At 56.6% G+C, this 11,646-nt stretch carries 8 protein-coding genes and 2 pseudogenes; 3 read left to right on the top strand and 7 right to left on the bottom strand.

What is annotated here, in order from left to right; genetic code table 11:
- Positions 1-269: pseudogene (locus tag G113_RS15170) on the top strand (alanine racemase C-terminal domain-containing protein); the annotation flags it as partial.
- A 107-nt stretch (positions 270-376) separates the two neighbouring features.
- Here G113_RS15170 and G113_RS15175 read toward each other — a convergent pair.
- From G113_RS15175 to G113_RS15205, 7 genes and pseudogenes are all read right to left on the bottom strand, one after another.
- Positions 377-1,330 (bottom strand): TerC family protein, encoded by a 954-nt coding sequence (locus G113_RS15175; protein WP_005906170.1) that lies wholly within the window; start codon positions 1,328-1,330, stop codon positions 377-379.
- A gap of 345 nt (positions 1,331-1,675) precedes the next feature.
- Positions 1,676-2,670 (bottom strand): annotated as a pseudogene (gene oppF, locus G113_RS15180) (murein tripeptide/oligopeptide ABC transporter ATP binding protein OppF).
- Positions 2,671-3,651 (bottom strand): ABC transporter ATP-binding protein, encoded by a 981-nt coding sequence (gene oppD / locus G113_RS15185; RefSeq protein ID WP_005906172.1) that lies wholly within the window; start codon positions 3,649-3,651, stop codon positions 2,671-2,673.
- A gap of 71 nt (positions 3,652-3,722) precedes the next feature.
- Entirely contained in the window at positions 3,723-4,634 is a 912-nt protein-coding gene (gene oppC, locus G113_RS15190; protein WP_005906175.1) for an oligopeptide ABC transporter permease OppC, read from the bottom strand.
- 14 nt (positions 4,635-4,648) lie between these two features.
- On the bottom strand, positions 4,649-5,569 hold the full coding sequence (oppB, locus tag G113_RS15195) for an oligopeptide ABC transporter permease OppB (RefSeq protein ID WP_005906178.1): 921 nt from the start codon (positions 5,567-5,569) through the stop codon (positions 4,649-4,651).
- A gap of 99 nt (positions 5,570-5,668) precedes the next feature.
- Positions 5,669-7,270 carry an ABC transporter substrate-binding protein gene (locus tag G113_RS15200; RefSeq protein ID WP_040319284.1) on the bottom strand — a complete coding sequence of 534 codons (1,602 nt, stop codon included), beginning with the start codon at positions 7,268-7,270 and terminating at the stop codon, positions 5,669-5,671.
- Between the two features lie 298 nt (positions 7,271-7,568).
- Positions 7,569-8,204: a YchE family NAAT transporter gene (locus tag G113_RS15205; protein ID WP_005906182.1), complete on the bottom strand. Its 636-nt coding sequence runs from the start codon at positions 8,202-8,204 to the stop codon at positions 7,569-7,571.
- A 267-nt stretch (positions 8,205-8,471) separates the two neighbouring features.
- On the opposite strand from G113_RS15205, the gene G113_RS15210 reads away from it, so the two are divergent.
- A complete protein-coding gene (locus tag G113_RS15210) occupies positions 8,472-9,101 on the top strand; it encodes a 2OG-Fe dioxygenase family protein (RefSeq protein WP_005906183.1) in 630 nt (209 codons plus the stop codon).
- Positions 9,102-9,396: 295 nt separating this feature from the next.
- Positions 9,397-11,646: bifunctional acetaldehyde-CoA/alcohol dehydrogenase (gene adhE, locus G113_RS15215; RefSeq protein WP_005906187.1), on the top strand; the 2,250-nt coding region annotated here is incomplete at its 3' end.

Raw genomic sequence — 11,646 nt, forward strand, 5'->3', positions numbered from 1 at the left:
GGATGGCTATCGCCGCGCCATGAGCAACAAGGCTCCTGTGCTCATCAACGGCCAGAAGGACCCCGGTGGTAGGCAAGACCTCCATGAACACCGTCATGGTCGATGTGACCGACATCAAGGGCGTCAAGCCCGGTGACGAGGTGGTGATGTTTGGCCGTCAGGGAGATAACGAGATCAAACAGGCGGATCTGGAAGAGTACAATGGCACCCTGCTGGCGGACATGTACACCGTCTGGGGTTACAGCAACCCGCGCATCATCAAGCGTTGATCTTGTTGCCCGTGTGATCGGCAATAAAGACCCATAGAAAAAGGGCTCCCTCGGGAGCCCTTTTGGCATCTCATCACCCGTCGCCCCCCTGGTGCGACAGCGCAGGATCAGCCCGCCGATTTGGCTTGCTTGCGCGTCACCCAGAGGCTGAGACCCATACTCAACACCAGTATGGAGGCCACCACGCCAAGGGCCACCCCGGTCGGGATCTTGAAGATGTCGAGCAACAGCATCTTGACCCCGATAAACATCAGGATGAAGGCCAAGCCGTACTTGAGCAGGCTGAAACGCTCGGCAACCCCGGCCAGCAGGAAGTACATGGCCCGCAGCCCCATGATGGCGAAGATGTTGGAGGTGAGCACGATGAAGGGATCCGTGGTCACCGCGAAGATGGCCGGGATACTGTCCACCGCGAAGATGAGATCGCTCGCCTCCACCAACACCAGGATCAGCAGCAGCGGAGTGGCATAGCGCACGCCGTCACGCCAGACGAAGAAGCGCTCCCCTTCCAGATGCTCGGTCACCTTGAAGCGACGGCGCATCCAGCCGAGCAGCGGGTTGTTGGCAAGATCCGGCTCCTTGTCGGCCACCCACAGCATCTTGGCCCCGGTCAGCAGCAGGAAGGCACCGAACAGATACAAGATCCAGTGGAACTGCTCGATGAGCCAGCTCCCCGCAAACACCATGCCGGCCCGCATCACGATGGCACCCAATACGCCATACAGCAGCACCCTGCGCTGGAGCTCGGCCGGAATGGCGAAGTAGCCAAACAGCATCAGCCAGACGAAGACGTTGTCCACCGCCAGCGCTTTCTCGATGAGATAGCCGGAGAGGAACTCCAACCCCTTCTGGTTCGCCATCTCGCGACCCATATTCACATCAACCCAGTACCAGATGGCCAGGTTGAAGAGCAGTGCCATGCTCACCCAGACCAGAGACCAGGCCCCCGCCTCCTTCAAGGAGACCTTGTGGGACTTGCCACCGCCCACGAAACGTAAATCTACCCAGAGCAGGGTCAACACCAGGGCAAAGAACCCCAGCCACATCCACCATTCACCCATTGCGTCCTCCTTAAAAACGACAAAACCCATGACCGGAGGCATGGGTTCGCGTTTGGAGCAGATACACCTTGCCTCTCGGCAAGGTCTCACTTACAGCCATGGGCTGCCCGGGTGCCGGGTGGCTTGCGTTGCAAACACACCGTAATGACGACAGACCGGCGAGAAGTTACTCCCCTTGTGCCGCGGATACTAACAGGCCCTCATGACGCTGCCAATAGCCTGACCAAGATAAACGCCAGTGCGCAGATAACGCGCCGTGCACACCCCTGATCCTGCCGAGGGACAGCATAGAAATTAAAAAACGGGCGCCCAGAGGCGCCCTGTTATCTGCATGGGTCAACCTCGTCAGAGCGGGTCTGCCTTGAGGCAAGAGACGGCGTGGTCGAAGTTGCCCTCCAGCACCGGCCGGGTCTTGGCACACTCGGGACCGGCCACCGGGCAGCGGGTCCGGAACACGCAGCCGGACGGCGGGTTCATGGGGACGGCAAGTCCCCTTCCAGGATCTGGATCACCTTGCTGCGTTCCAGATCAGGATCCGGCACCGGCACCGCCGACATCAACGCCTTGGTGTAGGGGTGCAGAGGATTGGCATAGATCTCCTTGCCCTTGCCCAGCTCCACCGCATTGCCCAGATACATCACCAGCACCCGATCCGAGATGTGCTTGACCACGGACAAGTCATGGGCGATGAAGATGAGCGACAGCCCCATCTCCTTTTGGATAGCCTTGAGCAGGTTCACCACCTGAGCCTGGATGGAGACATCCAGCGCCGAGACCGGCTCGTCACAGATGATCATCTTGGGTTCGAGTATCAATGCCCGGGCGATGCCGATGCGCTGACACTGGCCGCCGGAGAACTCGTGGGGATAGCGGTTCACCAGGTTCGGCAAGAGACCCACCTTGGTCATCATGGCGCGCACCTTGCCTTCGACTTCGCTCTTGGAGAGCTTGGGGTAGAAGGTGATGAGCGGCTCGGCGATGATATCCCCTATGGTCATGCGCGGATTCAAGGAGGCAAGCGGGTCCTGGAAGATCATCTGGATCTCCTTGCGCTTCTCCCGCAGGGCCTTCTGATCGAGCTTGGTCAAGTCGTTACCCAGCCAGACCACCTTGCCGTCCGTGGCTGGCACCAGACCAATCAGCGCCCGGGCAAAAGTGGACTTGCCGCAGCCGGACTCCCCCACGACCCCCAGCGTCTCGCCTTCATACAGGCGCAGGGTCACCCCGTCCACCGCCTTCAGGGTCGAGGGTTTGGCCCAGGGCCAGGCCTTTTCACTCTTGATGCTGAAATGGACCTTCAGATCAGACACTTCCAGCAGCAGTTTCTTGTCAGTACCCATTTAGTTTGCCCCCTTGGCCATGGCATCCGATACCCAGTGGCACGCGCGGGCGCGGCCATCATTGAAGGGCAGCAAGAGCGGCGACTCCTGGCCGCAGATCTCGCTGGCCCGGTGGCAGCGCTCCTGGAAGGGGCAGCCTTTGGGCAGACGCAGCAGGTTGGGCGGGTTGCCCGGAATGGTCGGCAATATCTCCCCTTCGGTATCGAGACGGGGAATGGCACGCAGCAAACCTTCGGTGTAGGGATGGCTCGGACGATAGAAGATGTCGTTGACCTTGCCGTACTCCATGGTGCGGCCAGCATACATCACCAGCACCTTGTCGCAGATCCCCGCCACCACGCCCAAGTCGTGGGTGATCATGATGATGGAGGTGTTGAACTCGCGCTTGAGCTCGTTCATCAGCGTCATGATCTGGGCCTGCACCGTCACATCCAGCGCCGTGGTCGGCTCATCGGCAATAAGCAGCTGTGGACGACACAATAGGGCCATGGCGATCATTACCCGCTGACGCATGCCACCGGAGAACTCGTGCGGGTACATGTTCATCCGCTGGCGCGATTCGGGGATCTTCACCGCATCGAGCATGCGTACCGACTCCTCAAATGCCGCCGCCTTGCTCATCCCCTTGTGCTGTATCAGCACCTCCATCAGCTGATCCTTCACCTTCATGTAGGGATTGAGAGAGGTCATGGGGTCCTGGAAGATCATCGCTATCTTCTCGGAGCGGATCTTGTTGAGCTTGGACTCGGACAAGTTGAGGATCTCGTCGCCCTGGAACTTGGCCGAACCGGTAATGATACCGTTCTTGGCGAGCAGCCCCATGATGGCGAAGGCCGTTTGAGACTTGCCTGAGCCTGACTCCCCTACTATTCCCAGGGTCTCACCGGCCGAGAGGGAGAAGTTGAGATCGTTGACCGCAACCACATTGCCGTCCGGGGTCTTGAACTCGACCCGCAGATCTTTTACATCCAGTAATTTCATAAAAATTCCTTATCGATCTTCCGTGACGCTTGTCAATTCTTCGGGATAGGTTGCCTGTTTTCGGCGCTTTTTTATCGATCCTTTGGATCGAGAGCGTCACGCAGACCATCCCCGAGGAAGTTGAAGCAAAACAGCGTCACCACCATGAAACCGGCGGGGAACAGGAGTTGCCAGAGGGCCACTTCCATCGACTTGGAACCTTCATCGAGCAGAGCGCCCCAACTCGTCATGGGCTCCTGTACACCCAATCCCAGGAAGCTCAGGAAAGATTCAAACATGATCATGCCAGGCACCAGCAGGGTCGCGTAGACCGCCACTATGCCAAGCACGTTTGGCACTATGTGGCGGGTGATGATCTTCCACTTGGAGACGCCGCACACATGAGCCGCCTCGATGAACTCCTTGCTCTTGAGGCTCAAGGTCTGGCCGCGCACGATCCGCGCCATGTCGAGCCAGCTCACCGCGCCGATGGCGATAAAAATGAGCGCCAGATTGCGGCCGAAGAAGGTCACCAGCATGATCACGAAGAACATGAAGGGGAAGGCATTGAGGATCTCGAGCACCCGCATCATCAGGCTGTCGACCCGGCCGCCGATGAAGCCGGATGCCGCGCCATAGAGGGTGCCGATGATGACCGCCACCAGGGCGCCCATGACGCCGACCATCAGCGAGATACGCCCACCGAGCAGGGTGCGCACGAAGAGATCGCGGCCCAGGCTGTCGGTGCCAAACCAGTGACCCGTCTCCATATCGGGAGCCGATTGCATGGCGCCCCAGTCCGGATCGTCGAAGGTATATGGGGACAGGTGCGGGCCTATGATGACTGCCAGACCAATGATGGTCAGGATGATCAGGCTTACCAGTGCCGCTCTGTTACGCAGGAAACGGCGGCGGGCATCTTTCCACAGGGAGCGTCCCTCAACCACATCCACTTTCTGTGCGAAGGCCTCAAGCACCTCACGCTTTTCACTGTTTACAACCATGATGTACTCCCGGCTTAGTAACGGATCTTGGGATCGATGAAGGCATAGAGAATATCGACCACGGCGTTAAAGGTGATGGTCAAGGCGCCGACCAGAATGGTCAGGCCGAGCACCATGGAGTAATCACGGTTCAATGCGCCGTTGACGAACAGCTGACCTATCCCCGGCAGACCGAAGATGGTCTCGATGACCACGGACCCCGTGATGATGCCGACGAAGGCCGGGCCGAGGTAGGAAACCACCGGCAGCATGGCCGGGCGCAGGGCGTGCTTGAGAATGATGTGATGGAGCGGCAACCCCTTGGCGCGGGCGGTGCGGATGAAGTTGGAATTCATGGTCTCTATCATGCTGCCGCGCATGATGCGCGAGATGGCGGAGATGTAGTACATCATCATGCCAAATACCGGCAGTACCATGAACTGAATGCCGCCGCCCTGCCAGCCACCGGCCGGGAACCAGCCCAGATAGATACTGAAGAAGAGCACCAATAACGGCGCCAGCACAAAGCCCGGGATCACCACCCCGGCCATGGCCGACGACATCAACAGATAATCGATGATGGTGTTCTGTTTCAGTGCGGCAATGGTGCCGAACGTAACCCCCAGCAAGACCGCAAAGAAAAAGGCCGATGCCCCTATCTTGGCGGACACTGGCAACGCCTGGCTCACCAGATCGTTGACGCTGAAGTCCTTGTATTTGAAAGAGGGACCCAGATCGCCCTGTACCAGGTTGCCCAGGTAGGTGAGGTATTGGGTGCCGATGGGTTTATCCAGACCATATTTGGCCTCGATGTTGGCCAGCACTTCCGGCGGCAATGCCCGTTCGCTGGTAAAGGGGTTACCGGGGGCGAAGCGCATCATGAAGAAGGAGACGGTGATCAAGACCAGCAGGGTCGGGATCGCTTCCAATATACGTTTAAGGATGAATTTCAACATAGACATATCCTGTCCTGTACTGCTTCCAAAGGGTCGCGGTTTTAATTTAAAGGCCCGCCGTCTGGCGGGCCTGCTTGTTATGCGACTTTTTTATTGTACTCAGTGAGCGATGATGTACATGTCCTTGCTGTACAGGTTGTCGAGCGGGTTGGCCGGGTAGCCGCCCACATAAGGCTTCACCATACGGGAGGTCACGTACTGATAGATTGGCGCTATGGGCATATCCTTGGCCAGGATCTCTTCGGCCTGGACATAGAGCTTGTTGCGCGACGCTGAATCGACCTGATCACGGGACTCGGCCATCAGCTTGTCGAACGTCGGGTTGGAGTACTTGCCGTCGTTATTGCCATGGGTGGTCTGCATCAGATCCAGCATGGAGGAGGCTTCGTTGTAGTCTGCAATCCAGCCACGACGGGCCACATCGAACTGACCCTGTTTGAGGGTTTCCAGATAAGTCTTCCACTCCTGGTTCACCAGGCTCACCTCTACCCCCAGCTTCTTCCACATGGAGGCGACGGCAACGGCCACTTTCTTGTGGTTGTCATCTGTGTTGTAAAGCAGTTCGAACTTGAGCGGGTTGCCCGGGCCATAACCGGCTTCGGCCAGCAGCGCCTTGGCCTTGGTATCGAGCTCCGCCTGGGTCAGCTTGGACCACTCGGGTGCAACCGGCTTGAAGCCGTCCACGAAATCAGGCACCAGGGCATAGCCCGGCGTCTCACCCTTGCCCATCACCTTCTCCGCAATCACGTTGCGATCGATGGCATAGGTGAGTGCAGTACGTACCCGCACATCGTCATAGGGTTTGCGCTTGGTGTTGAAGGTGTAGTAGTAGGTGCCCACATAGCCACTCACCTGCACCTCACTCGGGTGCTCTTTCTTCATCTGCTTGAAGCGTTCGATGGGCATGTTGTAGGTCAAATCGACCTCACCGGCCAGGTAGCGGTTGAGCTCGGCGTTGGTGGACTGGATCGGCAGATAGGTCACCTTGTCGATCACTGTCTTGGCGTTGTTCCAGTAGTTGGGGTTGCGCTCGACATCGACCCGCTCGTTGACCACCCAGTCTTTGAGCTTGTAGGCACCGTTGGATACCATATTTTCCGGCTGGGTCCACTTGTCACCAAACTTCTCGATCACCGCCTTGGGTACCGGATAAGTGGTGGTGTGAGAGAGCATGCTGACGAAATAGGGGATGGCTTTTTCAAGCTGTACTTCGAAGGTGTAGTCATCCGTGGCCTTCACCCCCAGAGTGTTCGCAGGCTGCTTGCCGGCGATGATGGCACTGGCGTTGACTATGGTCGGAATTTCCATGTACCAGGAGTAGGGAGAGCCAGTCTTGGGATCCACCGCGCGCTTGAAGGCAAAAACGAAGTCGTGCGCGGTGACCGGCTCGCCATTGGACCACTTGGCATCTTTGCGCAGGTGGAAGATGAAGTGTTTGTTGTCCTTGGTTTCCCAGGACTCTGCCACACCGGGCAAGGTCTCACCCTTGGGGCCAGAACTGACCAGACCTTCAAACAGATCACGCTGAATATTGGATTCGACCGTTCCTTCGGTCTTGTGCGGGTCAAGGGTGGCGGGTTCGGAACCGTTGCCTTTCACCAGGGATTGCTCGGGAGCGAGCTTGGTGCCGGCGGGGACGTCGGCGGCGTGAGCCAGGGTGGCACCACCGAATAGCGCAGCCAATAAAAGGGTATTAATCATTGTTTTTTATGAGTCATTTCCATTTACTCCAACAAGAACATTCCATGCGTTTGTCATAAATGCGGGCCTGAGCACGCAGTCAGCATAATTCCCTGTCATTTCTGATAATGCAATAGATATCATCAGAGCAGGTCTGGATTCTTGGTTAAATAAACAGCTTTTAAGCAATTATCCAGCATTTAAATAGGCCAACATGACGCTTTTATATACAAATCCGCTCGATTCTAGGAAATGGTTCACAAAAAAGAAACAATAAAAAGCCGGTCACGGGGACCGGCTGGCACAAAACAGACTCAGCTCACATCAGACTGGGGAAGACTCCCTTGATACCCGCCACCATGATCTCTATGCCGAGGGACATCATGATGAGGCCCATGATCCGGGTGACCACGTTAATGCCGGTATTGCCCATCAACTTGAACAGCAAGGGGGCTGCACGAAATATCAGCCAGGAGCAGAAAGAGAAAATGGCCACCACCAGCGACATGCCGAGCAGTTGCTGCCAATGGCTCTGACTGGCATAGACGATAACCGACGAGATGGCCCCTGGCCCCGCCATCAGTGGCAGCGCCAGTGGCACCACGGCGATAGACTCACGGGCGGCCAACTCCCCTTTCTCCTGCTTGTTGTGCTTCACCTCCCCCAGCTTGCCCTGCAGCATGGACCAGGCGATCAGAGTAATAAGGGACCCCCCCGCGATGCGAAACGACGCCAACGAGATGCCAAAACCATCGAGGATCAGCTGGCCCATGTACATGGACACCAGCAGGATCACCATGACGGCAATATTAGCCGTGGTGTTGGTTCTCATCCGCTCGGCCGGTGTCTGGTGATTGGTCAAGCTGACGAAGACCGGCAAGAGGCCCAGCGGGTTAATGATGGCGATCAGGCCAATGAAGAACTTCAGGTATAAAGAAAAATCGATGTCAGCCACGGAGGTCATCCACACATAAGCGCCCGTTGGGGCCAGCAGGTAAGAAATTGTGCACGAATTTACCTCATAGTTTGTGCGGCCACCAATCAAATAATCTCACGTTTCCCGCCCTCAACAGTTAGTTCCTCTAATGTGTTATCAAATTTCGACACAATAGTTTGTTAAAAAACGTTGTGGCGATTTAACATTTCGGTAAAATCATTTCGAGTTTTATCTTGCCATTGGATCTGGCAACAAGATTTCATCTCACAAAAAGAGGAGTTTGCAATGATAGATATGGACATCACCCTGGATTGGCAACTCGATACCCTGCCAGCCAGGCAAGTTGCCGGGCTGAGTATGTTTTTCGATCAACTTCCACTCGATCCCTATATCAACGGCGATTTTCGCCGTCGCCGCTACGGTCGCTTCGAAAAACAGGGCCAGGGTTTTCATCGCCTCGACAACGGCGTCTTCTTCCAGGCCGCCGCCATCAACAAGTTTCTCGGCGACGTGCCACGCACCTACCCCGATCTGGTGCCCGCCTTCGCCCAGCATGACGCTTTTCAGGCCATGCTCAGCGCCTTCGTACGCCACACGGCGCTGGCCGACGGCCGCGAGATTGGGGTTCATCAGATGCGGATCTGTGCCTCCCTCGGCAGTGAAACGCCTCCCGCCCCCGAGGGCGTGCATCAAGATGGCTTCGATTTCATCGGCGTCTTCTTCTGTGGCAGCCAAGGTGTCACTGGCGGAGCACTACAGCTTTATCACGGATTAAAAGAACAACCCTTTTTCCAGCAGGAGTTAACAGCCGGTGACTATCTGGTGCTGGATGATCGCCGTTTCTACCACAATGCCGCCCCGATCCTTCCCAAAGACCAGCAGGGTCACTGGGATGTCATAGTTCTAACTGCTTGATTTAAATGGCGTGAGATTCGTTCACGCCCCATTTATTCCCCGCACGCTTAACTCCACAAGCCAATAACATGTTGAAAACATGTATTTTGAAATAAAATTTCTTTTGTTCTTTTGTTACACATGATCCAGATCAAGCTTTACTGGCGTGACACGACCCTATAATCGATGTCGAAAGCGGTTCAGTAAGACTTGTAAATACCCCATAGTGGTCAGGCTCTCCTTGACATGGCGTCTATAATTGCCGGGCATTGCCAAGGTCTTACTAAACAGTTTTCAAAATCATTAGGAGATAAACATGGCAGTAACCAATTTGGCTGAACTGGATGCACTGGTTGCCCGCGTCAAAGAAGCCCAGCGTCAATTCGCCAGCTTCTCGCAAGAGCAAGTTGATCAGGTCTTCCGTGCCGCCGCCCTGGCCGCCAGCAATGCCCGCATCCCCCTGGCCCAGATGGCCGTGGCAGAATCAGGCATGGGTATCATCGAAGACAAGGTTATCAAGAACCACTTCGCCTCCGAATACATCTACAACGCCTATAAAGACGAGAAGACCTGCGGCATCCTGAGCCAGGATGACGAGATGGGCACCATGATCATCGCCGAGCCGGTAGGTATCATCTGCGGCATAGTGCCGACCACCAACCCGACCGCTACCGCGATCTTCAAATCTTTGATTTCCCTGAAGACTCGTAACGCCATCATCTTCTCCCCGCACCCCCGCGCCAAGAACTCCACCAATACCGCTGCCAAGCTGGTACTGGATGCAGCCGTTGCCGCCGGTGCGCCGAAAGACATCATCGGCTGGATCGATCAACCGTCCGTTGAGCTCTCCAACGCACTGATGAAACACAACGACATCAACCTGATCCTGGCCACCGGTGGCCCAGGCATGGTGAAGGCCGCTTACTCCTCAGGCAAGCCTGCTATCGGTGTAGGTGCCGGTAACGTGCCAATCGTCATCGACGAAACTGCCGATGTAAAACGTGCCGTCGCCTCCATCCTGATGTCCAAGACCTTCGACAACGGTGTGGTCTGTGCCTCCGAGCAAGCCGTTATCGTCGTTGACGCCATCTACAACCAGGTGAAAGAGCGTTTCTCCAACCACGATGGCTACATCCTCTCCAAAGATGAAGCGGACAAGGTACGTAAAGTGCTGCTGATTAACGGCGCGCTGAACGCAGATATCGTCGGTCAGCCAGCCACCAAGATCGCCGCCATGGCGGGTGTGACTGTACCTGCCACCACCAAGATCCTCATCGGTGAAGGCCTGGAATTGTGCGCTGAAGATGAGTTCGCTCATGAGAAGCTCTCCCCGACCCTGGGTATGTTCCGCGCCAAGAATTTTGAAGACGCTGTCGAGATGGCCTGCACCATGGTCAACATCGGTGGTATCGGCCATACCTCCGGTCTCTACACCGACCAGGATCGTAACCAGGACCGTATCAGATACTTCGGCGACAAGATGAAGACTGCCCGTATCCTGATCAATACCCCCTCCACCCAGGGTGGTATCGGTGACCTGTACAACTTCGCTCTTGCTCCTTCCCTGACCCTGGGTTGCGGCTCCTGGAGTGGTAACTCCATCTCCGAAAACGTCGGTCCCAAGCACCTGATCAACAAGAAGACAGTCGCAAAACGGGCAGAAAATATGCTGTGGCACAAACTTCCGAAATCTATCTACTTCCGTCGTGGCTCCCTGCCGATCGCCTTGGGCGACCTGGAAGGCAAGAAGCGCGCCATGGTGGTCACCGACCGTTTCCTGTTCAACAACGGCTATGCCGATGACGTAGTTCGTCTGCTCAAGAAGCTGAACATGGAAGTGGAAGTATTCTACGAAGTAGAAGCTGACCCGACCCTGTCCATCGTCCGCAAGGGCGCCGAGATGGCGAACTCCTTCAAGCCGGACGTTATCCTGGCGCTGGGTGGTGGTTCACCCATGGATGCGGCCAAAATCATGTGGGTCATGTACGAGCACCCGGATACTGCCTTTGAAGACCTGGCCATGCGCTTCATGGACATCCGCAAGCGTATCTACAAGTTCCCGAAAATGGGCGTCAAGGCCGAACTGGTCTGTATCACCACCACGTCCGGTACCGGTTCTGAAGTCACTCCGTTTGCGGTCGTGACCGACGACGCCACCGGCATGAAGTACCCGCTGGCCGACTACGAGCTGACCCCGAACATGGCCATCGTCGATGCCAACCTGGTCATGAACATGCCCAAGTCCCTCTGCGCCTTCGGTGGTGTGGATGCGGTGACTCACGCCATGGAAGCCTACGTTTCCGTACTGGCCAACGAGTACTCCGACGGTCAGGCACTGCAAGCCCTGAAGCTGCTGAAAGAGTACCTGCCGTCCAGCTACCAGAATGGTGCCAACGACCCGGTTGCCCGCGAGAAGGTGCACAATGCGGCCACCATCGCCGGTATCGCGTTTGCCAACGCCTTCCTGGGTGTGTGCCACTCCATGGCGCACAAGCTGGGTGCAGAATTCCATATTCCGCACGGCCTGGCCAACGCCCTGCTGATCAGCAACGTGATCCGCTACAAC

The sequence above is a fragment of the Aeromonas molluscorum 848 genome, assembly GCF_000388115.1.
Lineage (GTDB): Bacteria > Pseudomonadota > Gammaproteobacteria > Enterobacterales > Aeromonadaceae > Aeromonas > Aeromonas molluscorum.

Coding starts and splice junctions, on each gene's coding strand:
- G113_RS15175 (WP_005906170.1), bottom strand. CDS start 1,330: ATGGGTGAATGGTGGATGTGGCTGGGGTTCTTTGCCCTGGTGTTGACC.
- oppD (WP_005906172.1), bottom strand. CDS start 3,651: ATGAAATTACTGGATGTAAAAGATCTGCGGGTCGAGTTCAAGACCCCG.
- oppC (WP_005906175.1), bottom strand. CDS start 4,634: ATGGTTGTAAACAGTGAAAAGCGTGAGGTGCTTGAGGCCTTCGCACAG.
- oppB (WP_005906178.1), bottom strand. CDS start 5,569: ATGTTGAAATTCATCCTTAAACGTATATTGGAAGCGATCCCGACCCTG.
- G113_RS15200 (WP_040319284.1), bottom strand. CDS start 7,270: ATGATTAATACCCTTTTATTGGCTGCGCTATTCGGTGGTGCCACCCTG.
- G113_RS15210 (WP_005906183.1), top strand. CDS start 8,472: ATGATAGATATGGACATCACCCTGGATTGGCAACTCGATACCCTGCCA.